The sequence below is a fragment of the Methylobacterium sp. WL8 genome (genome assembly GCF_008040045.1).
GTDB lineage: Bacteria > Pseudomonadota > Alphaproteobacteria > Rhizobiales > Beijerinckiaceae > Methylobacterium > Methylobacterium cerastii.
In genome coordinates, this window is the sequence record NZ_VRVF01000071.1 from 1 (window position 1) to 25405 (window position 25405).

Below are 25405 nucleotides of genomic sequence, written 5' to 3' on the forward strand. Positions count from 1 at the left end.
TCGGATAACGAAGCTCGCTTCGATCGTAGCGGGTCCGGTTCTCAGTCGTCCACATCGGCAGCCTCCACACAGGCAGCCTTGAATCACAAACCCCTCACCTCACTCAATATGTCGCCGGACAGACACTTACGTCAAAACTCGTTTTTGGTCGGATGGCAGTAGCGGGCCAAGCCAGAATGCCCGGGCCTGCTAAGCTTGACAAGGGCGTTGTTTTTGAAAGTACACGCGGCAAAGTTTTGCGCATTTGCCAGCTTCAGGGTTTGGCGCGTTTGCTAGCGTCAAGGTGTAGGTGTCGAGGATGGCCGGGAGGTCGAGCGCCTCCTGCACCGTGTCGCGAACCAAGTGCGCCATATACCCGGGCGGCATAAACTCGTGCAGCGAGGGCTGCAGCAACCAGCCCTGATCGACATCCAGGAGCGAAACACCTTGGCCATGAGCCGAGTGAATAAACCCCAGGCCCCGCCGTCGTGAGCATAACTCGGACGAGCTCCAAGCTGTTTAGCTGCGGATCGTCATCGGGATGTGGCGCATTGGGCGATCGAATCAAATGCGAGGAGGTTTGAGGGTGGATATTGCCGTGCCGCTAGGAGGGCCCACTGATGCTCGCCATCCAACCCAAGTTCGCACCACCTTAGCGGGGGAGGGGACCGCACCCTTGCTATAGTCCACATCGGGGACGGCCGGTGGCAGCGCGACCGCAACACGCCCCGGGGAGGAACGAGCCGGCTTTGAAGGCTCCCTCACGCACTTTCAGGCCGCGGCAGCGCAGGGCGATCCGGCCGCCGAATCTGTGGATCATCCGACCTGCTAGAGGTGAAAGGAGCCCCGAGTTCAGGATCGCTAGGGAGAGGGCACGGAAAACCATGCCTTGGGACCAGCTGGTTGACGGGACGATGGGCTCGGCGAGCACGGCGATGAGGAAGAATGAGCCGCCCTACAGGATGATCTGCGTCGCGCCGAGGGCAGCGTTCCCAAGGAGTGTCGAACCTGGGGGCTGCGCTGGGGACGTGCCGCAGGCATCTTACACAAAGGAGTTGCTCCGCGGTGATGCATCGTGTCTCGGGCTTATGAGGATCGCGGCCTGCCCGAGATACCTCGCCCGCCGTCGGTCGGTTAGTTCGGGTGGCCGATCATGTGCCCGACCCAGATGTTACGCGCGACGAGGTCCGCTGCGATTTCCCGGATCGTGTCGCCGACGAAACGGGCCGCGAGGCCGACAGGTCGGTCGGCCGGGTAAGCGATTACCAGCTTCCGCGACGGGATCGGATCGACCAGCGGCGAGACGCTGAGCTCGCCCCGCTCGACCCAGGGATAGAGCGGTGCAAGGGGCAGGATCGTCGATCCGAGGCCGGCCCGGACCAGTTTGATCATCGATTGGAACGAATCGGTTTCGACAGCGGAGGACAGGTCGAGGCCGGCTTGGCGTGCGCATTCGTCGACGATGTCTCGCAACCGATGGCCGGCGCTCGGAAGGATGAGTCGTTCTTGGGCGAGTTCGGAGAACGGGATCGCTCGATCGAGGCACAAGCCCCTCTTGGCCGAGCCAACGAGGAGAAGGTTCTCGACAAGTACCGGATCGATCTTCAGCGAACGGATCGCGGGCAGGTTGTAGATGACTGCGATGTCGACCTCCCCCCGCTGCAGGAAGTTCAGCATGTGACCGCTGAAGGCCGCCGACAACCGCACGTTCAGATGCGGATGCGCATCCCGGATCATCTGGACCAGGGGCACTGTTACGATCTCTGCCACGGTCGGCGTTGTCCCCACCGAGACGGTGCCGCGGTACGAACTGCGCCGATCCAAGGCGAGATTCCGGATAGCGTCGATCTCGGCGAGGACGCGCGTGGCATGGTCCAGGACCTCGTGGCCGATCTCGGTGATCGCCATGCCGCGGCCATGGCGCTCGAACAGGTAGGTGCCGAGTTCCTGCTCGAGGAGACGGATCTGCCGGCTGAGCGCGGGTTGTGCGATGCCCAGGCGTTCCGAAGCCTTGCTGACGCTCCCGAGTTCGGCGACGTGAATCAACGTCTTGAGCTGGGTGATGTCCATGAACGCCGCCTCGATGACATCCCTCCGGCATACCGATCAGGCCTGGGTTCGATCAAGACGATGCCGCCATGTGATCGCTTGACCGTACTAATCGACCTCATCCCTCAACGGGGAGTTGACACAAGTATATCCGGTGCAAGTGCTTGCAGTAAAATGTTATTCGGCGACCGCTGGTGCGCCCGTCCCGGAGGGGTCGGCAAGCCATATCAATTCGGCATTCCAGGTAGAGGATCGCCCGATCTTCCGGTGCGGAAACATCAGGCCTACCGTCGGTACTCGGCCGCGTGCGGACGTCGGAGATCCGCGCGGCGGCGGAGGTCGACGCCGTGTGCAAGCGTAGCGGCATCGGCCGAGAGAACGGATAGTCCGCAATCGACGAGTACCTCCAGGCCAAGAGTATCTGGATCAACCTCGCGCAGGACGTGCCGAACCCGTTCGTAGTGCTCTGGCGCCCGTCGGGGCGCACGATGTCGATCATCGACAATCCCGTCAGGGTGAGGAAACGCGATGCAGACCATTGACCACGGCAGCTATCCTGACATCCGCGACGCGGTCCGCGCGCTCTGCTCCGAGTTCCCTGCGGAATATCATCGAAAGATCGATGAAGCCCGAGGCTATCCCGAGGCCTTCGTCGACGCCCTGACGAAAGCGGGCTGGATGGCCGCCCTGATCCCGGAGGAATACGGCGGCTCGGGCCTCGGCCTGACAGAAGCCTCCGTCATCATGGAGGAGGTCAACCGCTCAGGCGGCAATTCCGGCGCCTGCCACGGGCAGATGTACAACATGGGCACGCTTATCCGGCACGGGTCCGAGGAGCAGCGCCGCAAGTACCTGCCCCGGATCGCCGCCGGCGAGTTGCGCCTGCAATCCATGGGCGTGACCGAGCCGACTACCGGCACAGACACCACACGGATCAAGACGACCGCCGTGCGCAAGGGCGACCGCTACGTCATCAACGGCCAGAAGGTCTGGATCTCGCGCATCCAACATTCCGACCTGATGATCCTGCTCGCCCGCACGACGCCGCTCGATCAGGTCAAGAAGAAGTCCGAGGGCATGTCGATCTTCATTGTCGACCTGCACGAGGCGCAGAGGAAGGGCATGGCGGTCCGGCCGATCCTCAACATGGTCAACCACGAGACCAATGAGCTGTTCTTCGACGACCTTGAGATCCCAGACGAGAACCTGATCGGCGAGGAGGGCCAGGGGTTCAAGTACATCCTCACCGGCCTGAACGCCGAGCGCGTCCTCATCGCCGCCGAATGCATCGGCGACGGCTACTGGTTTATCGACAAGGTCACCGCCTACACCAAGGAGCGTACGGTGTTCGGCCGGCCCATCGGGCAGAACCAGGGCGTGCAGTTTCCGATCGCCGAGAGCTTCATCGAGGTCGAGGCGGCCAACCTGATGCGCTACGAGGCCTGCCGCCTCTACGATGAGAATCTCCCCTGCGGAGCCCAGGCCAACATGGCGAAGTACCTCGCCGCCAAGGCGTCCTGGGAGGCGGCCAACGCCTGCATCCAGTTCCACGGCGGCTTCGGCTTCGCCTGCGAGTACGACGTCGAGCGCAAGTTCCGCGAGACGCGCCTCTATCAGGTGGCGCCGATCTCCACGAACCTGATCCTGTCCTACGTCGCCGAGCACGTCCTCGGTCTGCCCAGATCCTTCTGAGGGGAGCCTTCCGATGCGTGACGGACTTCCCCTCGACGGCCTAGTGGTCGTCGCCATCGAGCAGGCGGTGGCCGCACCGTTCTGCTCCTCCCGCCTCGCCGACGCGGGTGCGCGCGTCATCAAGGTCGAACGCCCAGAGGGCGATTTCGCCCGGGGCTACGACGACGTCGTGGCAGGCGGGCAGAGCAGCTACTTCGTCTGGCTCAACCGCGGCAAGGAATCGGTGGTAATCGATCTCGCCACCGAGGCCGGCAAGGAAAGCCTGCGAACCCTCGTCGCGGGCGCCGACGTGCTGATCCAGAACCTGAAGCCCGGCGCCCTCGACCGCCTCGGCTTCGGCGTCGAGACCCTCTGCCGCCAGCACCCTCGCCTGATCGCCTGCTCGATCAGCGGCTACGGCGAAACCGGGCCCCTCGCCGGCCGCAAGGCCTACGACCTGCTGATTCAGGCGGAATCCGGCCTCTCCTCGATCACCGGAGGTCCGGACGAGCCGGCGCGCGTCGGAATCTCCGTGGTCGACATCGCCACCGGCGCCACCGCCCACGCGGCGATCCTGGAGGCGCTGATCGCCCGTGGCATTACCGGCCGGGGCGCCGACATCCGCATCTCGATGTTCGACGTCATGGCGGACTGGCTCACCGTGCCGCTACTTCATCAGGAAGGTGGCCGGCCGCCCAAGCGACTCGGCCTCGCCCACCCCTCGATCGCGCCCTACGGCGTGTTCTCGACGAGCGACGGCAAGCGGCTGCTGATCTCGATCCAGAGCGACCGCGAATGGATCAAGTTCTGCGAGCTGTTCGTCGGCGACGCGACGGCCGGCAGGGATCCGCTCTTCGCCACCAACGTGGCACGGACCCGCAACCGCGCCGAGACCGACGCCTTGGTCGCCCGCGCCTTCGCCGGTCTCGACGCGGACGCGGCGGTCGCCCGCCTGACGCAGGTCGACGTTGCGTTCGCCTCCGTCAACGACATGGCGGCGCTCAGCTTCCATCCGCACCTGCGGCGGATCAGCGTCGAGACGCCCTCCGGCCCCGTAGCCTTCCCGGCCCCGGCTGCGCGCGTCCGCGGTGCGGAGCGCGCATACGGCGCGGTGCCGGGCCTCGGCGAGACCAAGGGCATCGGGTCGTGAACGCGCAGGCGGTCGGCCCGGTGGATGTCGCGCATCTGCAAGCATGGATCGGGCGAACGCGCGAGGGCGAGGACGTTGTCACCCGTCGCATCCTGGCCGAATACGACGCGACGCTGGCGCCCCACCTCGCGCCGACGCCAGATGGCGCGGCGCCGCCCGCCCTGCATTGGTGCCTCGCGCCGGAAACGCCGCGGGCCGACACCCTCGGACCAGATGGTCACGCTGCTAAGGGCGGATTCCTACCGCCGGTGCCGTTGCCGCGGCGCATGTGGGCCGGCGGCGAGATCGAGACACTGGACACCCTGCGCCTGGGCGACACCGTCCGTCGGCGCGAAACCGTCCGCGACGTGGTGATGAAGGAGGGGCGCAGCGGCCGCCTCTGCTTCGTCACCGTCGACCACGCAGTCACGACGGAGCGCGGTCTCGCAATCCGCGAGCGCCAGGATATCGTCTATCGCGAGGAGGCCGGCCGCACGGCCGGGCCAGAGCCGGCGCGGAGTGCGCCGCCGGAGGGGGCCACGGTATGGCCCGTCCCTGCGACCCCGACGCTACTGTTCCGCTACTCCGCGATGACCTTCAACGGGCACCGCTTCCACTACGACCGGCCCTACGCTACCGACGTGGAGGGCTATGCCGACCTCGTCGTGCACGGGCCGATGCAGGCGAGCCTGCTAATCAACCTCGCCGCGACCCTGCTCGGCCGCACGCCGCAGCGTTTCGTATATCGCGGGTTGACTCCGATGACCGCAAACCAGGTCTTTCGCGTCTGCGGCCGCCTTGATGCGGCCGGCGGCTTCTGCGGGTTCACGCTCGATGCCGAGGACCGGATCTGCATGCAGGCGAGCACGACGCAGGCGGGCGCGGCCTGAGGCGGCCTCAGGTCTTCAACCGCCCGAGATAGCGGTCGACCTCGGTGTGATCCGCGGTCGGCCCAAGGTTATCGAGCGCCCGCCGTGCGAATTCTGCGACCGTGCGCGAGAACGGCGCCGGACGGTCGAGCGCCGTGGCGAGGTCGGCGGCGATGCCGATGTCCTTCGTCATCAGGGCGAGGCCGAAGCCGGAATCGTAGGCCTCGTTCAGGATGAAGGCCTTGAGCTTGTTCTCGGTGGTGTTGTTGCGTCCGGTCGAAACGTTAAGGATGTCGGTCATCACCGCCGGGTCGAGGCCGAAATCCGCGCCGATCCGTACGGCCTCGCAGGCGGCGATCAGGCCTGCCGCCGACACGTAGTTGTTGAGTGCCTTCATCGCGTGGGCCGAGCCTAGGCCGCCGGTCTCGAACACGGCCGCGCCCATCGCCGCGAGGATCGCCGGCACGCGGGCGATGGCGTCGACCGCGCCTCCGACCATGATCGACAGGGTGCCGGCCACCGCCTTCTTCACCCCGCCGGAAACCGGGGCGTCGACGATGCCCAAGCCGACGGCCGCGAGGTCCGCGCCGAGGGACCGCGTTGCGAGCGGGGCGGACGAACTCATCTCGATCAGGATCGCGCCCGGCTCCATGGCCGCGGCGACGGGCGTTGCTCCGCCGAGCATCACCGAACGGACGATGTCCCCGTCCGGCAGCATCGTGATCACGGCCGCAGCGCCGGCGGCGGCCTCGGCGGCCGTGGCGCACGCCACGCCGCCGGAGGCGGCCAACGCCGCGCGGGCGTCAGCGACGGGGTCGAAGCCGTGCACCGCGAAGCCGGCTGCCAACAGCCGCCCCGCCATCGGCAGGCCCATCTTGCCGAGGCCGACGAAGCCGATCACGGCGGGAGGGACGATGGCGTCGGCCTTCGGCATAGGCATCTCCTGGAACGCTGGCATCGTCTCATGAGGAAACGCGGCCGATCCGACCCACGATGCAAATCATCAGACAATCCGTCAATAGACCGTAAATTTATGATGCATCGCACTATAGGTACGATTTAATCGGCTGATTGACAGACAATCTAAGCACCGTCACGATCGGCGAAGTTGAAGTGGCGAGGGCGCGATGGCCGAGAGCGAGCAGTTCCAGAAGGGCCTAGAAGTCCGGCGTGCGGTGCTCGGCACCGAGTACGTCGACGGCGGGCTCGCCAAGGCCGACGACTTCATGATGGCGTTCCAGCGCATCACCACCGAATGGTGTTGGGGCTACGCCTGGACACGCGACGGGCTGGACCGCCGCACGCGCAGCCTCCTCAACCTCGCGATGCTGACCGCGCTCGGCAAGCCGGCGGAACTGCGCCTCCACGTGAAGGGCGCGCTCGCAAACGGCGTCACTGTCGAGGAGATCAGGGAGACCCTGCTCCACGCAACGGTCTATTGCGGCATCCCGGCCGGCCTCGACGCCTTCAAGGCGGCGCACGAGGTGCTGAAGGCCGAGGGCGCGATCACCGGCGAGCCGGTCGGCCCGGACCTCTGACCTTCGTGCCGGATCTCGACCTGCACGTCGAACGCCATCCCGCGACCCTGCGGCTGCTCGTGGAGGACAAGCTGCGCGCGGCGATCGTCGAAGGGCGCTTCCCGCCCGGGCGAAGGCTGATCGAGCGCGAGCTCTGCGAGCTGACCGGGGTCGGGCGCACCTCGATCCGCGAGGCGATCCGGCAGCTGGAGGCAGAGGGGCTGGTCACCGTGGTGCCGCATCGCGGTCCGACGGTGACCGTGATTACGCCGGGGGAGGCCCGCGACCTCTACGCGGTGCGCGGATTGCTGGAGGGCTATGCTGGCCGCGAATTCGCGAGGCTTCGGCCCGAGGCCGAGATCGCGGCGCTAGGGCGCGACGTCGAGGGCTTCGCGCGAGCGGCGGCAAGCGCGGATCGCCGCGCGCTGATTGCGGCTAAGACCGCCCTCTATGCCACACTGATGCGCGGTTGCGGCAACGCCGTTGTCCGGCAGATGCTCACTACCCTGCACAACCGCATCACCCTGCTTCGCCTAACCTCCATGAGTCAGCCGGGGCGGCTCAAGGACAGCGTCTCCGAGATCCGTACGATCGCTGCGGCGATCGTCACCGGGGATGGGGACGCCGCCGAAGCGTCATGCCGGCTCCACATCGCGCGGGCGGCGGTGGTGGCGATCGCGGTGCTGGAGCAGCAGTCCAACGTGCCAACCCAGGTGAGCCGCGGACGGCACTCGAAAACGGAATGACACCGCAAGCCCGCTCGACAGGTGCGGGCAGTCCCGTGCCTTGACCGCGGCGGGACCGACTTGCGAGGGTATCCAAAATACCGGCGCGGCCCCACCGGGACGACGCCAGGGAATTGAGTGGGAGGGCGCTATGAAGTCTCGGATCCTGGGAACTCTCCTGGCCGCCGCGTGCCTGTTCGGCACCGGTCTCGTGCAGGCGCAGACGCCGATCGTCATCAAGTTCAGCCACGTCACCACGACCGATACACCGAAGGGCCTCGGCGCCGAGCGATTCAAGAAGCTCGCCGAGGAGCGCACCAACGGCGCGGTGAAGGTCGAGCTCTATCCCAACAGCCAACTCTACAAGGACAAGGAAGAGGTCGAGATGCTACAACTCGGGGCGGTGCAGATGCTCGCCCCCTCGACGAGCAAGTTCGGGCCGCTTGGCGTCAAGGAGTTCGAGGCCTTCGACCTGCCATACATCTTCCCGAACGACACCGTGCTGCGGAAGGTTCAGGACGGACCGATCGGGCAGGGCTTGTTCAAGAAGCTGCAATCCAAGGGCATCCAGGGGCTGGCCTACTGGGACAACGGCTTCAAGATAATGACTTCGAACAAGCCGATGCACCTGCCCGAGGATCTCAAGGGCCTCAAGTTCCGGATCCAATCCTCGAAGGTGCTGGAGGCACAGTTTAAGGCGGTCGGCGCGCTGCCTCAGGTGATGGCGTTCTCTGAACTCTACCAGGCCCTGCAGACCGGCGTGGTCGACGGCCAGGAGAACCCGCCCTCGAATGTTACCACGCAGAAGCTCAACGAGGTTCAGAAGCACGCAACTCTGTCGAACCACGGCTATGTCGGCTACGCGGTGATCGTGAACAAGCCGTTCTGGGACGGGCTGCCGGCCGACATCCGCAAGACCCTGGAGGGCGCGATGGCCGACGCGACCACCTACGAGCACGAGATCGCGCAGAAGGACAACGACAAGGCGCTTGCCGACATCCGAGCCACCGGCAAGACAACCGTCTACGAGCTCAGCGACGCCGAGAAGTCCGCGTGGCGCAAGGCGCTTCTCCCCGTACAGAAGGAGATGGCCTCGCGCGTCGGCAAGGACCTCGTGGCGGAGCTGAACAAGGAAGCCGAGTCCGGCGGCGCCAACAACTGACCGCGTTCGCAGCACGAACATCGGGACGCGTCACGTCATGATGCTCAAGATCCTCGATCGGCTCGAAGAGGTGCTGATCGGCAGCCTGATGGCGGCCGCGACGCTGATCACCTTCGCCGCCGTCGTCCACCGGTTCCTCTCCGGGGTGCCGGCGTTGCAGCCCTACACCGAGCGCCTCGACTTCGGCTGGGCGCAGGAACTTTGCATCTACATGTTCATCTGGGTGGCGAAGTTCGGCGCCGCCTACGGCGTCCGGACCGGCATCCATGTCGGCGTCGACGTACTGGTGAACAAGCTGCCGCCGCGGGCGCGCAAGGGCATGGTGCTGACGAGCCTGCTCTGCGGGGCCCTGTTCACGGCGATCGTCGGAACGCTGGGCACCAACTTCGTCTGGCGCATCGCGCACACCGACCAGACCACGCCCGACATGGAAATCCCGGTCTGGCTGGTCTACCTCGCGATCCCGCTCGGCTCCTACCTCATGTGCTTCCGCTTCCTCCAGGTGGCCTGGCTTTATTTGCGGACCGGCCACCTGCCGGCCCGCGACCACGCCCACGTCGATGGCGTCGAGACGGTCGAGGGCGTCGACCCCGTCCAGATGGGTAAGCTTGGAGGCCCGGCATGAGCGCGCTGATCATCTTCGGCCTGCTGCTCGGGCTGATGCTGACGGGCATGCCGATCTCGATCGCGCTCGGTCTGACGGTGCTGACCTTCCTGTTCACGCTGACGCAGGTGCCGATCGAGAGCGTGGCGCTGAAGCTCTTTACCGGAATCGAGAACTTCTCGATCATGGCGATTCCGTTCTTCATCCTGGCCGGCAACTTCCTGTCGCATGGCGGGGTGGCCAAGCGGATGATCGCCTTCACCACCTCCCTGGTCGGGCACTGGCCCGGGGGCCTCGGCCTTGCCGGGGTGGTGGCCTGCGCGCTGTTCGCTGCCGTGTCGGGATCGAGCGTCGCGACGGTGGTGGCGATCGGCTCGATCATCCTGCCGGCGATGGTGGCGGAGGGCTATCCGCGCCGCTTCGGCGCCGGGATCATCACGACTTCGGGCGCGCTCGGCATCCTCGTGCCGCCTTCGATCATCCTCGTGCTCTACGGCGTGTCCACGAACTCGTCGATCGGCAACCTGTTCCTGGCCGGCGTCATGCCCGGCCTTGTGCTTTCCGGCCTGCTTGCCGCCGTCACCCTGGTGATCGCGTGGCGGCGGGGATACCCGCGGATGCCGCGCGCCACCTGGATGGAGCGGTTTCGCGCCTTCCGCGACAGCCTGTGGGGCCTGCTCCTCGTGGTGATGGTGATCGGCGGAATCTACGCCGGCATCTTCACGCCGACCGAGGCGGCGGCGACGGCCGCCGTCTACGCCTTCGTCATCGCGGTGTTCGTCTACAAGGACCTGAAGCTCTCGGACGTGCCGCGCGTGCTCCTGGCCTCGGCCAACATGAGCGCGATGCTCCTGTACATCATCACGAACGCGGTGCTGTTCTCGTTCCTGATGACCTCGGAGAACATCCCGCAGACTATGGCGGCGTGGCTGATCGCCAAGAACTTCAGCCCGCTGGTGTTCCTGCTCGTGGTCAACGTCATCCTGCTGATCGCCGGCAACGTAATGGAGCCGTCCTCGATCCTGCTGATTATGGCGCCGATCCTGTTCCCCATCGCGGTGAAGCTCGGGATCGACCCGATCCATTTCGGGATCATCATGGCGGTCAACATGGAGGTCGGCCTGTGCCACCCGCCGGTCGGGCTAAACCTCTATGTGGCGAGCGGCATCGCCCATATGGGCATCAGCGAGCTCACCGTGGCGGTGCTGCCCTGGCTGCTGACGATGCTCGGCTTCCTCGTGCTCGTGACGTACTGGCCGGGGCTTTCCCTGTGGCTGCCCCGCGCACTCGGCGCGATGTGAGGACAGGGATGATACGGCCGCCGCCCCGCTGGCGATCCCTTCTGTTCCTGCCGGCCCACGTGCCGCGCTTCGTCGAGAGCGCGCACAAGCGCGGTGCCGACGCGCTGATCCTCGACCTTGAGGATGCAGTGCCGCCGGGCGAGAAGGCGGCGGCGCGTACGGCGCTGCCGGCCTCGATCGCCGCGGTCGGGCGCGACGGCGCGGCGGTGATGGTGCGGGTGAACCACGGGTTGCGTCTGCTCGCCCGCGACATCGAGGCGGCGGTGGTTCCGGGCCTAGCGGCCCTGGTGCTACCGAAGGTCGAGGAAGCCGGGTTCGTCCGCGAGGTCGCAGAAGCTGTATCGGAGATCGAGGCTGAGCGCGCAATGGCGCCAGGATCGGTGCGTCTCGTCCTGCAGGTCGAGACACCGGCGGCCTTCCCCCGCCTCGATGCGATCGCCACGGCCGATCCCCGGGTCGCCGCGATCACCCTCGGTCCCGAGGATTACGCCGCCGCGATGGGCAGTGTGCCCGATCCCGACACCTTGCTGGCGCCGAGCTATGCCGTCCTGCGTGCCGCGCGCGCCGCCGGCATCGTTCCCCTCGGCTTCATCGACAGCATCGGCGCCTATGCGGACCTCGACGCCTTCGCGGCGACGGTGGCGCGGGCGCGCCGCTTCGGCTTCCTTGGAGCGATGGCGGTGCATCCCGCGCAGATCCCATTGCTCAACGCAGGGTTCGGCCCGACCGCGGACGAGGTCGCCTGGGCGCGCCGCGTGATGGCGGGCGACTCCGCGGCGCGCGCCGAGGGCCGCGGCGCGTTCGAACTCGACGGGCGGATGGTCGACGCCCCCGTCGTCCGCCGCGCCATCGACATCTTGGGATCGGCGGGCGAGGCGATCACCCGGTGAGTGTCCGGACCGGGCGTTGGCTTGAGCACATACCGGGTTACGGTCCGGTCCGCCCCTTCGTGGGCGCGTTCGCCGACCCTGGGCGGATCACCCGGGCCGGGCTGAGGCTGCACCCGGCGCGGCGGGACGGCCGGAAACTCCTGCCCGATCTCGACGCCGCCATTCGCGCCTGCGGCTTGCGCGACGGCGCCACGATCTCCTTCCACCATCACCTGCGCAACGGCGACGCCGTGCTCAATCAGGTCATGGACGCGGTCGCACGTGCAGGTCTGCGCGACATCACCGTCGCTGCGAGCGCGTTGTTCGCGGTTCACGCCCCGCTGATCGAGCACATCCGCTCAGGCGTCGTCACCGGGTTGGCCGCCAGCACCATCTACGGGCCGCTGGCGGTTGCGGTCTCGCACGGCATCCTGGCAAGACCGGTGCTGATGTACACCCATGGTGGGAGGGCGCGGTCGGTGGAGTCCGGCGACCTGAGCATCGACGTGGCCTTCGTGGCGGCACCGGTCGCCGACAGCTACGGCAACCTCAACGGTACGCATGGACGCGCCGCCTGCGGACCGCTCGGCTACGCCGTCACCGACGCGCACGGCGCCGAGCGTGTGGTCGCCGTCACCGACACCATCGTCCCCTATCCGGCGGTGCCCATCGAGATCGGGCAGGACTGGGTTGATTTCGTCGTTCCGGTCGCCTCCATCGGCGATCCATCGCTCATCGTATCGGGCACCACGCGCGCGACCGCCGACCCGGTGGCGCTCGGCATCGCCGAGACCGCGGCCCGCGTGATCGCCGCCTCTGGGCTGCTGACGGACGGCTTCTCGTTCCAGACCGGCGCCGGGGGCGCCTCGCTCGCGGCCGCGGCTTACCTCGGGACCATCATGGCAGAGCGGGGCGTGGTCGGCAGCTTCGCCGCTGGCGGCATCACGGCCGGGATCGTCCGGATGTTCGATGCCGGGCTGTTCCGCGCGCTGATGGACGTGCAAGCCTTCGACATCGATGCAGTCGACAGCTTCCGCCGAAGCGCGGCGCATCAGTCCATGTCGGCCTCGATGTACGCCAACCCGCATAACCGCGGCTGCGTGGTGAACCGCATCGACGCCTCGATTCTCGGCGCCGCCGAGATCGACCGGACCTTCAACGTTAACGTCACCACCGGCACAGACGGGATCATCCTCGGCGGCTCCGGAGGTCATGCCGACACTGCCGCCGGTGCATCGCTTACCCTGATCACAACGCAGCTCGTCGCCAGGTCTCATGCCAAGGTGGTCGACGACGTCACCACGGTTACAACACCGGGCGAGACCGTGGACGTGTTGGTCACCGACGGCGGCGTCGCAGTGAACCCGCGCCACCCGGAACTGGCGGACCGGCTCCGCGCAGCCGGGATTCCTCTCGTCGGGATCGACGACCTGGCCGCGGAAGCCAGGCGTCGGGCCGGTGGTCCTGCACGCCCCCGTGCAGCCGACGGACGCATCGTCGCTGTGGTCGAGTATCGGGACGGCACCGTTATCGACATGGTTCCGGCTGCTTAGCGCAGATATGCGCGCATGCACCAAAAACGTAATTGCAGCTTCTTACGCTACCCCCTTCCATTCGGCTAAACAAAAGCAAAGTTATGCCATTCATGGACCCGAAATGCCTCTTTGAAATGCCGAAGGCTCGTTAGCTCGATGAGCGAGGTGAGTGCTTCACATGCTCACTTACTGGTCAAAATCTAACGGATGGAACCTGCTACGAACGTCTGAGAAGGGTGGAAAGGAGACTGTCTGCTCATGAGCGCCTTCTAACTGAAGCAGTCATCCATTGGCGACGGCCTCGGTCCTCGATTGCTCATGTCACATTTGCGGACCCGCTCTCGTCTCGATGCGGACGCGCGTTTTGTAATCCAGGTGAGCCAGATACCCGCGCGTCCTACAGAAGGGACGACTATGAACACCTCAGTGAACAGCCAAATTCATTCGAGAGATTGTGACCAGCCGCGTCCAAGCTTGGAGGAGTTAGTCCCATCGCGCTACGCAGTGCGCGTTGGTGAGATCGACGTGCTGGTCATCAGCGATGGAGTGCTGCCGCTTCCGACAGCGATGCTCGCCCACAACGCGGACCCAGAGCTGCGGGCGGCATGGCTGGGGGATATGTTCCTGGCGCCGGACGCCTTTGACTGGCCGCTGAACGCGGTCGTGGTGCGGAGCGGCGGGCAGACCATCCTCATCGATGCCGGGCTGGGATTGGACCCGAACCTGGATCTGCCGCGTGCCGGGCAGTTGGTGAAACGACTGGAAGCGGCCGGCATCGAACTGCCGTCCGTGACCGACGTGGTGCTGACCCACATGCACATGGACCATATCGGCGGACTGCTCATCGACGGGGTCAAGGAGCGGTTGCGGCCGGACCTGCGGATCCACGTGGCAGGCGCCGAGGTCGCGTTCTGGGAAGCGCCCGATTTCACTCTCACCTCCATGCCGAAGGGTTTCCCAGACGCACTTCGATCCGCCGCAAAACGGTTCTCGGAAGCCTATCGCAGCCAGTTGCGGACGTTCGAAGAGACCTATGAGGTGGCGCCGGGGGTGGTCGTCCATCGCACCGGGGGCCATACCCCAGGGCATAGCGTGGTCCGCCTTTCATCCGGCGGCGACCGCCTGACGTTCGCCGGTGACGCCATATTCCCCGTGGGCTTCGACCAGCCCGACTGGCACAACGGCTTCGAGCACGATCCCGAAGAAGCGGCCCGCGTCCGGATCCGCCTACTCCGCGAACTCGCCGGAACCCGTGAGCAATTGGTGGCCACGCACTTGCCATTCCCGTCCGTGGGCCGGGTGGCGGTCGATGGTGACGCCTTTCGCTGGGTGCCGGTGTTCTGGGATTACTGACCGTGCACCGAGCAAAGGCCGAACTGGCAGCCCGCTGAAGATACCCCTCGGGCGTTGCCGACGGAAAACCATCCTCCCCGGGCTTTCCTCGGGGAGCGACATTCTTCGAAATCGCGCGCCATGGAGATCGCCTGCAGAGGATGTTTGAAAATTGCTGTAGCGAGTCGCGCGCCGATGGTCACGGCGCCTGAACTCGCTCAGGACTGCGACGATACCTGTCGGCTCAGACCGACCGTCGGTTACGCCTCGACCGTTCCCGGTGCACGATCCAACACACCGCGAACCTTGCTCGCCAATTGCTCCAGGGTGAAGGGCTTCGGCAGGAAGTGCGTTCCGGGATCGAGCACGCCGTTATGCACCACGGCATTTCGGGTGAAGCCCGTCGTGTAGAGCACCCTGAGCTCGGGTCGCCGCCGCATCGCTTCCTCGGCCAATTGCCGCCCGTTCATGTCGGGCATGACGATGTCCGTGAACAGCAGCGCGACGTCGGGCTGAGCGTCCAGGATACGCAACGCCGCCGTGCCGCTCTCGGCGTGGCGCACGCTGTAGCCGAGTTCGCGCAAGGCCTCGACGCTGAGAAGACGCAATGCCTCCTCGTCCTCGACCACGAGCACGATTTCGCGCCGGTTTCCGGTGGGCGTCACCACCTGAGCGTCCCGAGGGGACACGGCCGCTTCGCCCTCCCCATAGAAGCGCGGCAGATAGAGCTTCACGCTCGTACCTTGCCCGGGCTCCGAGTAGATCCGTGCATGCCCGTTCGATTGCCGCACGAAGCCGTAGACCTGTGACAGGCCCAATCCCGTTCCCTTCCCCACCGGCTTCGTCGTGAAGAACGGGTCGAAAACCTTGGCCAGAACCTCCGGTGACATGCCGGTGCCGGAGTCGGTCACGGCCACGAGGACGTACTGACCGGGTGAGATCTCGACGGTCCGGGCATAAGCCTCGTCGAGGTGGGCGTTGGCCGTCTCAATTGTCAGGCGACCACTCCCGGTGTCGATATCCTGCATGGCGTCTCGTGCATTGACGGCCAGGTTCAGGATGGCGTTCTCAAGTTGGCTCACATCGGCATGGGTGCGCCATAGGCCGCCGGCGAGCACGGTCTCCAGCCTGATGCCGCCACCGAGCGTGCGGCGCAGGATCTCGGACATCCCGGACACGAGCTTGTTGGCGTCGATGGGCTCCGGCGCGAGCGGCTGCTGGCGTGAGAAAGCCAGCAGGCGCTGCGTGAGCGATGCGGCCCGGTTCGCGCCGTCCGTCGCGACATCGATGAAGCGCTCGATATCGCTCTCGCCGCGCGCCAGGCGCTTGCGGATGAGGTTGAGGCTGCCGATCACGATGGCGAGCATGTTGTTGAAGTCATGCGCGATGCCGCCGGTGAGCTGACCGACGGCCTCCATCTTCTGCAACTGCCGCAGATGGCCTTCGGCCGTCTCGCGACTTTGCATCTCGGCGATGAGCGCGCGGTTCGCTGTGTCGAGCTCCTGCGTACGGGCAGCGACCCGATCTTCCAGGGCCCCGTTAAGGTCGCGCAAAGCGATCTCCGCAGACTCGCGCTCGCGTGTCCGTGCCTGCAGCTGAAGCGCCGCCGCCGCCAGCGCCGCCCCGATCTGGTTCACCTCTAGGATGGGGGTCGCGATGGCCCCGACCGGGTCTCCTCGGCCGATAGCTGCGGCGCTCTCGCCGAGGCGGCGCATCGCGGTTTCCACCCGTCGACCGACGCCCAACGCAATGCCCACGATGAGCGAACCGAGCACGAGGCCCAACGCGACGAGGAGCATGATCGAGCGCTGCAGCGGTGCTTCGACGAGTTCCGTGGCGACCACCACTGCCGCGGTCCAACCGGTGAGCTTGGACCGGCCATAGCCGACGAGGACATCCTGGCTGATCCTGTTGCGTCCGTAATACCGCCCGGCCGCATCGACCGTGTGGGAGCGGAAATCCGCAGAGGTCAGCTTGCCGACGAAGTCCGCTTGCCGCTCCGTTCGGACGGCGACGATGCCGTTTCGATCCACCAGTGACCCGATCCAGCCGGGGGGCAGATCCTCGCGGCGCGTCGTCCCCACGAGGTACCCGAGGTCGAGGCTTGCCGCGAGGAGGTAGGTCGGTGTTTCACCGATACGGACCGGGGCGCTCACGATCTGAAAGACCGGCTGCTGGATGACGGAGGTTAGGAAGACGTTGCTGACCATCGCTACGCCCGTGCGCAGAACCTCCCTGTCGATGTCTACCAGCGCCGGGGGCGCAGGCGCCGCGGTTCCGTATGGTGCGCGGGTCGTCAGCGCGGCGGTCCCATCGATGTGCCGCAGGTTGATGTTGATCCCCTGCAGGCGGCTGATCTCCTGCATCTGGGCGTAGAAGGCCGGAAGGTCGCCGGTCACGAGGCTCGGCGAGGTTGCGAGCGCCTGAAGCGTGGTGAGGACGCCATAGATCTCGCGGTCGAACGCCACGGACAAGCCGTGGGCTCGGGTCTGAACCTCCTGTTCGACGCGCGTGCGTTCAGACGCGGCGAACTGCCAGAGCAGGACACCGACGAACAGCAAGGTCGGACCCAGGACGCCGAGGAAGAGGGTAAGGAACTGCCATCTGAGCGGACGCGGGGGTCTCAACCGACCGTCCTTTGCTCAAGGAGCATATGGGAACGGTCCATCCTCAACCCTTCGATGTAGCGCGTCGTCATCGTCCATCCTCGTGCTGCTAGTGCACGACGAGGACGCCTGTGCGGACGTGACATGGCCGAACGCATTTTCACGGTTCCCCGAGCGTTTGCACCGCAGCTGGATCGATTTATCCCAGAGCCGATGTCACATCGTGCGGGACCGCCCTCGTCTTGACCCCGAACCTCCCAATCGGGACCGGACACAGGACGGAGCGTCACATGAAGATCGTCGTCATCGGCGGCACGGGGCTGATCGGCTCGCAGGTCGTCACCACCCTGAAAGCACCCGGCCATGAGGTGCTCGCGGCCTCCCCCAATACGGGGGTGAATGCCATCACGGGCGAAGGCCTCGCGGAAGCCTTGCAGGGCGCCAGCGTCGTGGTCGACGTCGCCAACTCGCCTTCCTTCGCCGACGACGCGGCGATGGACTTCTTCGTCCGCGCCGGACAGAACCTGGCCGAGGCCGAGAAGGCCGCCGGCGTCTCGCACCATGTCGCGCTCTCGGTGGTCGGGACCGAGCTCCTGCTCGACAGTGGCTACTTCCGCGCCAAGCTCGCCCAGGAGGAGCTGATCGCCTCGGCCGGCGTGCCCTGGACCCTTGTCCGTGCCACGCAGTTCTTCGAGTTCGTTGCCGCGATTGCCGGAGCCGCAATCGTCGACGGCATCGCGCGCGTGACCTCCGCGTCGATCCAGCCGATTGTGTCCGCCGACGTGGCCGCGAAGGTCGCCGAGGCCGCCCTGGCACCACCCCGCAACGGCATGATCGAGGTCGCCGGCCCCGAGCGGTTGCCGATGGTCGAGCTGGTGAAGCGCCACTTCGACGGCATCGGCGAAAAGCGCGAGGTCGTCACGGACGACACGGCTCCGTATTTCGGGGTGGTCCTCGAAGACCGCTGGCTGACGCCCACCGGCGACGCGTGGATCTCGCAGCGGCGCTACGGCGACTGGCTGGCGACGCAACCGAAGCGCGTGGCCTGAGGTCCCGCGCCGATGGATGCGACCTACATACCGGCGCTCTCCGCGCTTGCCGGGTCCGCCATAGGCGCGATGGCCTCCTTCGCGACCACATGGCTGACACAGCATAGCCAGGAGCGTGCAACCCTCCTGGTGCAGGACCGCGCGCGACGGGAGGCGCTCTACGGCGAGTTCATCCGGGAGGCATCGACCTTGTTCGGCGACGCCTTCCGGCATGACCTCGACGACCCGGCCAAGCTGGTGAATCTCTATGCCATCGTCAACAAGATCCGGCTCTTCGGAGAGCTGGAGACACTCCATGAAGCCGAGCGTGTCATGCAGCGCATCGGCGAGACCTACTTCGCCCCGAACAAGGATCTCGCCAGCTTCGCGGACATCCGACAGGCCGGCGACCTCGATCCACTCTGCAGGTTCTCGACCGTCTGCCGCAGGGAACTCGCCATCGCCCGTAAATGAGGCTCAGTGAGGTGCCGGCGCCCCCGGTGCACCCCCAAACTGCATCGCCATCCGTTGAAGCTTGTCCGGGTTGCGGGTGAAGTAGATGCCGACGATCAGCCCGTTCTGGATGTCGAGGGCGACGGTCTGGAGCATCCCCCCCGGCTCCAGGCTGAAGTAGCCCGGCAAGCCGTCGATCCAGAGGTCCTGCAGCTTCTCGGCATCCTGGATCCAAGCCTTGCGCGCGATCCCCTCGAACATGCGCGTGACCTTGTCGATACCGATGATCGGCCGCGGGAAGGCGAGCACCTTGCCGCCCCCGTCGGAATGCACGACCACGGAATCGGCCAGCATGCCGCGAAGCGCCGCGACGTCGCCTGTCGCCGACGCCTCGAAGAAGGCTTTCGCGATGCGCGCACCCTCCTCGCGTTCGACGGGAAAGCGTGGGCGGGCGGACTGCACGTGCTTCCTGGCCCGAGCGGCGAGCTGACGGACAGCCGGCGGCTCACGTTGAAGCGTCGTGGCGACCTCTCCGAGCGGGACGGCGAAGACGTCGTGCAGGAGGAACGCTGCCCGCTCTAGGGGCGAGAGCCTCTCCAGGGCAAGCATCAGCGTGAGGGTCAGGTCGTCGCCAGGGGCTTCGTCTGGGGCCATGGCGACGGGCTCGGGCAACCAAGTCCCGAAGTAGGTCTCACGCCGCACCCGAGCGGACTTCATCACATCGAGGCAAAGCCGCGTGACCGTGCGCGATAGGAAGGCACCCGCCGACGCCACACCGGCATGGTCGACCTGCCGCCAGCGGAGCCAAGCGTCCTGCACAACATCCTCGGCTTCGCCGACGGACCCGAGCATGCGGTAGGCGAGCCGAACAAGGCGCGCCCGCTCCTGTTCGAAGATTACGGTCGGATCCTCACTGCTCGGCATGGCGGAAGGACCAGATGCTGAGGGCCACCGCGATAAGCGCAGGAAGGGTCACCGCTGGGAAGTCGCGCGACAGAACCTCCGGTCCGCAGATACCCACCGCAACCTCCCAGAAGTGGAACAGCGCGTGGCCGGATAGCCAGATCGCACCCATGCTCCAGAGCAGGGTACGCGAGCGCGGCCTCATGGCCCCGTATGCGAACCCCGCACCGATCAGCACGAAGATCAGGCCGATATCGCGCAGGAAGTGCTGGTTGAACGGGCCTGTCGTCGTCACGCCCGACACTGCGAAGTACCATGCCTCGGGTGCGATGAGCATGAAGATGCCGTTGCTAGCTAGCCCTGCGCCAAGAAGGCCGGCTAGCACCGGAATAGTTTTGCTCATTGCACTCTCTCCACGTGTTTGGTTCGCGAGAGTGACGAGGCGCTGATGCCTCTTGTGACATGAGATTCAGGTTTGCTCGAAGTTTTTGCCACGCCTCCTGTTGAGGCTTAGAGCGCGGGACAAAACCGCGTTGAGCGGGTTAGGCGGGCATGGACGCTCTTGTACCTGACGACCTCTGGGCGGTGATCGAGCCGCTTCTTCCATCCGAGCCGGAGAAGCCGAAGGGTGGTCGGCCGCGCTCTTCGGATCGGGCGGCACTGGCGGGCATCATTCTAGTTCTGCGCACGGGCATGCAGTGGAAGTATCTGCCGCGCTCCGATGTCGGCTGCAGCGGCAAGACGAGTTGGCGGCGCCTGGGCGTGTGGCAGGCAGCTGGCGTCTGGGCCGCTCTGCATCGCGTGATGCTGGAGCAGCTTCAGGATGCAGACGCGCTCGATTGGTCACGGGCCGCCCTCGACAGTGCAAGCCTGCCGGCGAAAAAAGGGGCTCTGCGACGGGGCCGAACCCGACGGATCGAGGCAAGCCGGGAACGAAGCGCCACCTCGTCGTGGACGCCAACGGCACGCCGCTCGGCCTGACGCTCACCGGAGCCAACTGCCACGACAGCCGCATGCTGGCCGCCACCCTCGATGCGGTGCCGGGCGTGCGCACAGGGCGTCGGGGTCGCCCTCGGCGCAGACCGGACAAGTTGCACGCTGACAAGGGCTACGATCATCGCCGGTGTCGAGGTGAGTGCCGGGCGCGCAGCATCACGCCGCGCATCGCCCGGCGCGGCATCGAGAGCAGCCAGCACCTCGGCCGCTATCGTTGGATCGTTGTTTGATCGCGTTGCAGACGTCAAGTCGGAGAGCGTGGTCACCGCCGGATCGTGGTTGTTTCCGCGGTCGGCCCTATCGACCGCCGCACCATGCGTCTCGAAGCGGAGCTCACCATGTCGAACGCGCGGTCCGGTTCGGCACCGGCCACAAGACCCAACCCGGGATGGCTCTGCTCGCGTCCCGGCGGGGACGCCTCTGTCCGCTTCACGCCAGCGGATCTCAGTGAACGACGTTTGTGCGCCTCGGCAGCGAACGCCTCATACAGCCGTGGGCCAAGGCTGGAACGGCGTTCCTGCCCGCCACATCGCATGCAGCACCACGGCGAGCTTGCGCGCGACCGCAACGGCGGCATGCTTGAACCCCATGCGCTCGACTAGGGCACGCCCCCACGCCTTCAGGGCCGAGTCCTGCTTCACGCGAACCAGCAGGCTGGCTGCCGCCTCGAACAAGTAGGTCCGCATCAGCCGGTCGCCTCGGCGCGAGATACCGCCTGACCGATCGGTCTCACCGGACTGATGGCGTGCCGGCGTCAGCCCGAGGTAGGCTCCGACGGATCGCGAGTGACGGAAGTGCTCGGGTGCCTCGATGGCGGCCGCGAAGCTTGTGGCGACGATGACCCCAACGCCGGGACAGGTCATCAGCAGGCGGCAGGTGGCATCGCCCTTGGCCAAGGCAATGAGACGTCGATCCAGGACACTGATCTGGCCGCGCACGGCCCGCCACGCCGCCAAAAGCGGATCGACGATACCGGCGACGGTGGGTCGCTCCGCGATGAGCTCGTGCACCCGGTTCTCGAAGGCACGACCCGCGCCTTTGCCAGCCATCAGGCCGAACGTCTTGAGGGTGCTGCGGATCTGGTTGGACAGGTCGACCGCCACACCCATGAGTTGGGCGCGCGCGCCGACGAGGTGGCGGACGGCATGAGCGGCGTAGCTTTTGACGCGAGCCTCGCGGTACCAGCCCATACGCACGAGCTGCGCCAGCGTCTCGGCATCGCGCGCGTCGGTCTTGTTCCGCTGCAGAGCGGTGGCGGCTCGCGCATGCCGTGCGTCCAGGCAGACAATGGGCAGACCGAGCGCCTTGCAGGTGTGATAGAGCCATGGGGTGAGCGGCCCCGTCTCCAGTCCGACACGCACGAGGTCGGGCGCGTAGCGCCGCAACGCCGTGGTCAGCACATCTCGATCGCTGGCGCGTTTACCGCGCCAGACCGTTGCTCCGGCCTCATCGATGATGTGGATAGCGGTCTCTTCGTTCGAGACGTCGAGGGCAGCATACTGGGGCATGGCAGCGCTCCGGAGCGGGTTGAAGACGCGGCTATCAGACCGCATCGCGCACCGCTTGGCAGCTGTCCGATTCAGTCCCAGCCCGGGTCGCGATCAGCGCATGTCGAACGCACGCTGGCGTGGTTGGCTCGCTTCCGCCGGCTGACCATCCGCTACGAGCGACGCGCTGACCTCCACCTCGCCTTCACCACCCTCGCCTGCGCCCTCATCTGCCGAACTCAGGCCAAACGGTTTTGTCCCTAGCTCTTAGCCAATGCTCGGCCTTCAGGTTCGGTCCATGCCGTACGCGTCTGCCAAATCGAGAAAACAATGACCGTGCACGGTGCAGCGCAGGGTATCCACGATGACGACAAGTGAGAGATCTTTGACGTTCGTACCGATCAGCACCTGATCGAAACGGTTGGCTGCGTCGCGATAGACGGCGGTGACGTCGAGAAGCTGCGTGACACGTCCCAGCGGCAGCGCGATCGATTCGGCGTACGACCAGACATCGACGACTGCCTCAGCGGTTGCCGTCACGTTCCGCATCGGAGCGGTGAAGCAGGCTGAGAACTCGGTTTGGGACAAAAGGCGAGGCGCCGTCATGATAGCCCGCTCGTCAGGTTTGTCGTCGCTCTTACCACGACCCGCGCGGGGAGCGCGTTTTCACACAGCCTCCAACCCCAGCAGAAGTTGCTGGACCACTTACGAATGACCGCTTGCGAGAAGCACCGATAAGCGTCGGAAAGGCCGAGGTGGGTCGGGACCCGTCCGTCCGCTCTACGACTGGGTCAAGTGGATTTCTGCCGGTCCGCCTTCGGGCAGAGCAGGCGGTATAGATGACCTTGGAAGCGCCTACCGATCCGCTAGATTTACGTAGGTTACGCAACGACCTATCCCCACGATGCGCAGACGTCTGGTAACATCGCAGGCGTGATCGGGGCGACGATGCAGGAAGCCAGTATCCTGCTCACCCGATTTCAGAACACGCGAGGGTGCCAGGGCAGGCGTGACCCGGTGGGACGGTCCATGTCGACCGGGCGACATGGTTAAGGCAACGTCGGCTTTCCCGCATTACGCGAACCGCTCACCAAACCCTTACCGCAAGATGACAGATGTTTCATGCAACATCGTCGTCAAATCTGCCATTGTCAGGAGACTTTCAGGACCGCATGGAAGACGTCCATAGTTGGTCGCCGCCGAGTCTTAGAAAGTTCTAAGGAGATCCGATCATGGCCAGGCTAAAATCACTCGCCGCTGCGCTGGCAGCTTCGACCCTGCTCGCCGGTGCGGCTGTAGCGGCAGACCAGACGTCTCAAGCGGCACCTGTGATAAGTGCTCAGCAGAAGCAGACTGATGCCGACGTTGGGAAGCTTTCTACCGACGGGGTAGACGCCTACCGCGATGTCCACCTTGCGCGCCTGGCGATCTACGAGGCCAAACCTGACCAGGCACGGATGTTCGTGAGCCACGCGCAGTCCGCCCTAGAGAAGGCCAAGACCGACTCTACAGCTTTCATCAAGGCTGAGGCGGATTTGAAGCCGCCCGCCGGAATAGATACGGCTGCAACGATGGCTGGCAAGGACGGCACGGCCAAGGGTCAGACCGAGCCCGGCAAGCAGGCGGATGCGAGTAAGCCCGCCGCCAGCGCCTCTGCCAACTCGAAGGAGGCTGTGACGTGGCTCCCGGTCGACGCGCAGCTTGTGCTCGCGGACGATTTTGTCGCCCGCAACAAAGATCAGTCGAAAGCAGTCGATGAAGCTAACCAGCACCTAAAGCAGGGTGACAAAAAAGGCGCGGTCGACCGGCTGAAGCTTGCTGGCGTCGACGTCGATTTTACGATGGCGGTGGTGCCGCTGGGCAAGACCACGCAGGGCGTCGACAACGCCGCCAAGCTCATCGCCGACGGCAAGTACTACGAGGCCAACGCGACTCTGAAGCAGGTCGAGGATGGGGTCCGTTTTGACGTGATCGAAGCGACGGCAGTGCCAAAGGCCGACAATACGGCGGCCACCGGCAAGCCGGAGACGGGCGCGTCAACGGGCAGCGTGGCTAAGCCCGCACACTGATCTCTGTTGCCTCACGCCGCCATTTAAACGTGGGGCAACTCAGCGATAGTGTTCAGCCTCAACGATGAGACTGGCGAGCTAGAAAGCGCGACGATCTTGGGTCAATTCGGCGAGGTGCCCGACGACTTCGCGGAGAGCCTACAGGGCGGGTGAGGCACCTTGCGGTTCGGCCCCGCCGCGATCTGCTCACGCGGCGGGGGAACCCCGGATCTCACCAGCTAGATGTTTGGTCCCGGCATTTGGTGGAGCGGGTTTGATCTGAATCGTTCGGGCTCGGCGGACCATGCTTTGCAGATGGCCTCGTAGGGCGTGAGACCCCGCAGGGTCTTCAGGCGGCGGCCAAAATTGTAGGCGCTGACGAAGTCGGCCAGATGGGCGCGGAGCTTGTCGTGGCTGTCATAGTGGTAACGCTTGACCGTCGCGTCCTTGATCGTGCGGTTCATTCGCTCGACCTGACCGTTGGTCCAGGGATGGCGCGGCTTGGTCAGGCGATGGTCGATATCGTTTCGGGCGCAGGCGGACTCAAAGCTGTGGGCTCGGAAGGTCTCTCCGGCCTCGATCGCCTCCTTGATGATGGATGCGGCCGAGGCAACGTTGCCGGGCGTGGTGAAGTGGGTGCCGTTGTCGGTGAGCACCGTATGCACCTTGTAGGGCACGGCCTCGATGAGATGGCGGAGGAAGTCGCCTGCGACCCGCCGAGTTGCCTTCTCGTGCAACTCGACGAAGGCGAACTTGGTCGTACGGTCGATACCGACAAGCAGGTAGAGCCGCCCTTCCGCCGTGTGGACCTCGGCCAGATCAATGTGGAAGTAGCCGAGCGGGTAAGCCTTGAAGCGCGACCGCTTGGGCTTGTCGCCGTCGACCTCCGGCAATCGGCTGATGCCGTGGCGCTGCAGGCAACGATGCAGCGACGAGCGGGTCAGGTGCGGGATCGTGGCCTGGAGCGCGTAGAGGCAGTCGTCGAGGGGCAGGAGCGTGTGACGACGAAAGGCGATGATCCTCCCCCGGTTCCACGGACAGGGGGGTTAGCTCGCGTTCCGTTCGGCTTGCTCGGGTGTGATGTATCCCAGGGCCGAGTGGATGCGCTGCCGATTGTAGTAGCCCTCGATGTAGGCGAACAA

The 25405-nt window shown here is 65.7% G+C and carries 22 protein-coding genes and 4 pseudogenes; 16 read left to right on the plus strand and 10 right to left on the minus strand.

The window, feature by feature from the left end; translation table 11 throughout:
- Positions 1-282: 282 nt before the first annotated feature.
- Positions 283-434, minus strand: a pseudogene (locus FV234_RS20555) (IS5/IS1182 family transposase); the annotation flags it as partial.
- A gap of 679 nt (positions 435-1113) precedes the next feature.
- Positions 1114-2049 (minus strand): LysR substrate-binding domain-containing protein, encoded by a 936-nt coding sequence (locus FV234_RS20560; RefSeq protein ID WP_147831314.1) that lies wholly within the window; start codon positions 2047-2049, stop codon positions 1114-1116.
- Positions 2050-2556: 507 nt separating this feature from the next.
- Between FV234_RS20560 and FV234_RS20565 the strand changes: the two genes are divergently transcribed.
- From FV234_RS20565 to FV234_RS20575, 3 genes are read left to right on the plus strand one after another with little or no spacing between them, the layout of a single operon-like run.
- Positions 2557-3720 carry an acyl-CoA dehydrogenase family protein gene (locus FV234_RS20565; protein WP_147831317.1) on the plus strand — a complete coding sequence of 388 codons (1164 nt, stop codon included), beginning with the start codon at positions 2557-2559 and terminating at the stop codon, positions 3718-3720.
- Positions 3721-3733: 13 nt separating this feature from the next.
- Entirely contained in the window at positions 3734-4849 is a 1116-nt protein-coding gene (locus tag FV234_RS20570) for a CaiB/BaiF CoA-transferase family protein (RefSeq protein ID WP_147831319.1), read from the plus strand.
- Positions 4846-5718: a MaoC family dehydratase N-terminal domain-containing protein gene (locus FV234_RS20575; protein WP_246686253.1), complete on the plus strand. Its 873-nt coding sequence runs from the start codon at positions 4846-4848 to the stop codon at positions 5716-5718. The genes FV234_RS20570 and FV234_RS20575 overlap by 4 nt, the downstream gene beginning before the upstream one ends.
- A gap of 7 nt (positions 5719-5725) precedes the next feature.
- On the opposite strand, the gene FV234_RS20580 is transcribed toward FV234_RS20575, so the two are convergent.
- Entirely contained in the window at positions 5726-6631 is a 906-nt protein-coding gene (locus FV234_RS20580; RefSeq protein ID WP_147831321.1) for an NAD(P)-dependent oxidoreductase, read from the minus strand.
- 193 nt (positions 6632-6824) lie between these two features.
- Between FV234_RS20580 and FV234_RS20585 the strand changes: the two genes are divergently transcribed.
- The 8 genes from FV234_RS20585 to FV234_RS20620 all read left to right on the plus strand — a co-directional run bounded on the left by FV234_RS20585 (position 6825) and on the right by FV234_RS20620 (position 14763).
- Positions 6825-7235, plus strand: coding sequence for a carboxymuconolactone decarboxylase family protein (locus tag FV234_RS20585; protein WP_147724746.1), 411 nt, complete (start codon positions 6825-6827; stop codon positions 7233-7235).
- Between the two features lie 5 nt (positions 7236-7240).
- Positions 7241-7960 carry a GntR family transcriptional regulator gene (locus FV234_RS20590; RefSeq protein ID WP_147831323.1) on the plus strand — a complete coding sequence of 240 codons (720 nt, stop codon included), beginning with the start codon at positions 7241-7243 and terminating at the stop codon, positions 7958-7960.
- A 130-nt stretch (positions 7961-8090) separates the two neighbouring features.
- Complete coding sequence (locus FV234_RS20595) at positions 8091-9101, plus strand: TRAP transporter substrate-binding protein (RefSeq protein WP_147831325.1); 1011 nt, start codon at positions 8091-8093, stop codon at positions 9099-9101.
- A 37-nt stretch (positions 9102-9138) separates the two neighbouring features.
- Positions 9139-9726: a TRAP transporter small permease gene (locus FV234_RS20600; protein ID WP_147831327.1), complete on the plus strand. Its 588-nt coding sequence runs from the start codon at positions 9139-9141 to the stop codon at positions 9724-9726.
- Entirely contained in the window at positions 9723-11006 is a 1284-nt protein-coding gene (locus FV234_RS20605) for a TRAP transporter large permease subunit (RefSeq protein ID WP_147831329.1), read from the plus strand. The genes FV234_RS20600 and FV234_RS20605 overlap by 4 nt, the downstream gene beginning before the upstream one ends.
- An 8-nt stretch (positions 11007-11014) precedes the next feature.
- Positions 11015-11896, plus strand: coding sequence for a CoA ester lyase (locus FV234_RS20610; protein WP_147831331.1), 882 nt, complete (start codon positions 11015-11017; stop codon positions 11894-11896).
- Positions 11897-11955: 59 nt separating this feature from the next.
- Positions 11956-13428: a citrate lyase subunit alpha gene (gene citF / locus FV234_RS20615; protein WP_246686254.1), complete on the plus strand. Its 1473-nt coding sequence runs from the start codon at positions 11956-11958 to the stop codon at positions 13426-13428.
- Between the two features lie 396 nt (positions 13429-13824).
- On the plus strand, positions 13825-14763 hold the full coding sequence (locus FV234_RS20620) for an MBL fold metallo-hydrolase (RefSeq protein WP_147831335.1): 939 nt from the start codon (positions 13825-13827) through the stop codon (positions 14761-14763).
- A 239-nt stretch (positions 14764-15002) separates the two neighbouring features.
- Here FV234_RS20620 and FV234_RS20625 read toward each other — a convergent pair whose 3' ends face one another.
- The gene (locus tag FV234_RS20625) at positions 15003-17303 is read right to left on the minus strand and encodes an ATP-binding protein (protein WP_246686255.1); all 2301 of its coding nucleotides are present in this window, start codon (positions 17301-17303) and stop codon (positions 15003-15005) included.
- Positions 17304-17638: 335 nt separating this feature from the next.
- On the opposite strand from FV234_RS20625, the gene FV234_RS20630 reads away from it, so the two are divergent.
- Together FV234_RS20630 and FV234_RS20635 are read left to right on the plus strand one after the other, a co-directional pair.
- Complete coding sequence (locus FV234_RS20630) at positions 17639-18397, plus strand: SDR family oxidoreductase (protein WP_147831339.1); 759 nt, start codon at positions 17639-17641, stop codon at positions 18395-18397.
- A gap of 12 nt (positions 18398-18409) precedes the next feature.
- The gene (locus tag FV234_RS20635) at positions 18410-18850 is read left to right on the plus strand and encodes a hypothetical protein (protein ID WP_147831341.1); all 441 of its coding nucleotides are present in this window, start codon (positions 18410-18412) and stop codon (positions 18848-18850) included.
- Positions 18851-18853: 3 nt separating this feature from the next.
- Here FV234_RS20635 and FV234_RS20640 read toward each other — a convergent pair whose 3' ends face one another.
- Positions 18854-19753 carry a sigma-70 family RNA polymerase sigma factor gene (locus FV234_RS20640; RefSeq protein WP_147831343.1) on the minus strand — a complete coding sequence of 300 codons (900 nt, stop codon included), beginning with the start codon at positions 19751-19753 and terminating at the stop codon, positions 18854-18856.
- Positions 19740-20135 (minus strand): hypothetical protein, encoded by a 396-nt coding sequence (locus FV234_RS20645; RefSeq protein WP_147831345.1) that lies wholly within the window; start codon positions 20133-20135, stop codon positions 19740-19742. Before FV234_RS20645 ends, FV234_RS20640 begins: the two co-directional genes overlap by 14 nt.
- A 149-nt stretch (positions 20136-20284) precedes the next feature.
- Here FV234_RS20645 and FV234_RS20650 point away from each other — a divergent pair.
- A pseudogene (locus tag FV234_RS20650) lies at positions 20285-20952 on the plus strand (IS5 family transposase); the annotation flags it as partial.
- A gap of 258 nt (positions 20953-21210) precedes the next feature.
- Here FV234_RS20650 and FV234_RS20655 read toward each other — a convergent pair.
- A complete protein-coding gene (locus FV234_RS20655; RefSeq protein WP_187273747.1) occupies positions 21211-22236 on the minus strand; it encodes an IS110 family transposase in 1026 nt (341 codons plus the stop codon).
- Between the two features lie 102 nt (positions 22237-22338).
- Between FV234_RS20655 and FV234_RS20660 the strand changes: the two are divergent.
- Positions 22339-22479 (plus strand): annotated as a pseudogene (locus FV234_RS20660) (IS5/IS1182 family transposase); the annotation flags it as partial.
- A 21-nt stretch (positions 22480-22500) separates the two neighbouring features.
- Here FV234_RS20660 and FV234_RS20665 read toward each other — a convergent pair.
- The gene (locus tag FV234_RS20665) at positions 22501-22821 is read right to left on the minus strand and encodes a hypothetical protein (protein WP_147831349.1); all 321 of its coding nucleotides are present in this window, start codon (positions 22819-22821) and stop codon (positions 22501-22503) included.
- Positions 22822-23447: 626 nt separating this feature from the next.
- Between FV234_RS20665 and FV234_RS20670 the strand changes: the two genes are divergently transcribed.
- Entirely contained in the window at positions 23448-24284 is an 837-nt protein-coding gene (locus FV234_RS20670; RefSeq protein WP_147812822.1) for a YfdX family protein, read from the plus strand.
- Between the two features lie 218 nt (positions 24285-24502).
- Here FV234_RS20670 and FV234_RS20675 read toward each other — a convergent pair.
- Both FV234_RS20675 and FV234_RS27090 read right to left on the minus strand, forming a co-directional pair.
- Positions 24503-25282 (minus strand): annotated as a pseudogene (locus FV234_RS20675) (IS481 family transposase); the annotation flags it as partial.
- Between the two features lie 27 nt (positions 25283-25309).
- Positions 25310-25405 (minus strand): IS3 family transposase (locus FV234_RS27090; protein WP_348643084.1); only part of this gene is annotated, 96 nt, incomplete at its 5' end.

Excerpts from the sequence above, each read along its gene's own strand:
- FV234_RS20560 (WP_147831314.1), bottom strand. The coding sequence starts at position 2,049 with ATGGACATCACCCAGCTCAAGACGTTGATTCACGTCGCCGAACTCGGG.
- FV234_RS20565 (WP_147831317.1), top strand. The coding sequence starts at position 2,557 with ATGCAGACCATTGACCACGGCAGCTATCCTGACATCCGCGACGCGGTC.
- FV234_RS20570 (WP_147831319.1), top strand. The coding sequence starts at position 3,734 with ATGCGTGACGGACTTCCCCTCGACGGCCTAGTGGTCGTCGCCATCGAG.
- FV234_RS20580 (WP_147831321.1), bottom strand. The coding sequence starts at position 6,631 with ATGCCGAAGGCCGACGCCATCGTCCCTCCCGCCGTGATCGGCTTCGTC.
- FV234_RS20585 (WP_147724746.1), top strand. The coding sequence starts at position 6,825 with ATGGCCGAGAGCGAGCAGTTCCAGAAGGGCCTAGAAGTCCGGCGTGCG.
- FV234_RS20595 (WP_147831325.1), top strand. The coding sequence starts at position 8,091 with ATGAAGTCTCGGATCCTGGGAACTCTCCTGGCCGCCGCGTGCCTGTTC.
- FV234_RS20600 (WP_147831327.1), top strand. The coding sequence starts at position 9,139 with ATGATGCTCAAGATCCTCGATCGGCTCGAAGAGGTGCTGATCGGCAGC.
- FV234_RS20605 (WP_147831329.1), top strand. The coding sequence starts at position 9,723 with ATGAGCGCGCTGATCATCTTCGGCCTGCTGCTCGGGCTGATGCTGACG.
- FV234_RS20610 (WP_147831331.1), top strand. The coding sequence starts at position 11,015 with ATGATACGGCCGCCGCCCCGCTGGCGATCCCTTCTGTTCCTGCCGGCC.
- FV234_RS20620 (WP_147831335.1), top strand. The coding sequence starts at position 13,825 with ATGAACACCTCAGTGAACAGCCAAATTCATTCGAGAGATTGTGACCAG.
- FV234_RS20630 (WP_147831339.1), top strand. The coding sequence starts at position 17,639 with ATGAAGATCGTCGTCATCGGCGGCACGGGGCTGATCGGCTCGCAGGTC.
- FV234_RS20635 (WP_147831341.1), top strand. The coding sequence starts at position 18,410 with ATGGATGCGACCTACATACCGGCGCTCTCCGCGCTTGCCGGGTCCGCC.
- FV234_RS20640 (WP_147831343.1), bottom strand. The coding sequence starts at position 19,753 with ATGCCGAGCAGTGAGGATCCGACCGTAATCTTCGAACAGGAGCGGGCG.
- FV234_RS20645 (WP_147831345.1), bottom strand. The coding sequence starts at position 20,135 with ATGAGCAAAACTATTCCGGTGCTAGCCGGCCTTCTTGGCGCAGGGCTA.
- FV234_RS20655 (WP_187273747.1), bottom strand. The coding sequence starts at position 22,236 with ATGCCCCAGTATGCTGCCCTCGACGTCTCGAACGAAGAGACCGCTATC.
- FV234_RS20665 (WP_147831349.1), bottom strand. The coding sequence starts at position 22,821 with ATGACGGCGCCTCGCCTTTTGTCCCAAACCGAGTTCTCAGCCTGCTTC.
- FV234_RS20670 (WP_147812822.1), top strand. The coding sequence starts at position 23,448 with ATGGCCAGGCTAAAATCACTCGCCGCTGCGCTGGCAGCTTCGACCCTG.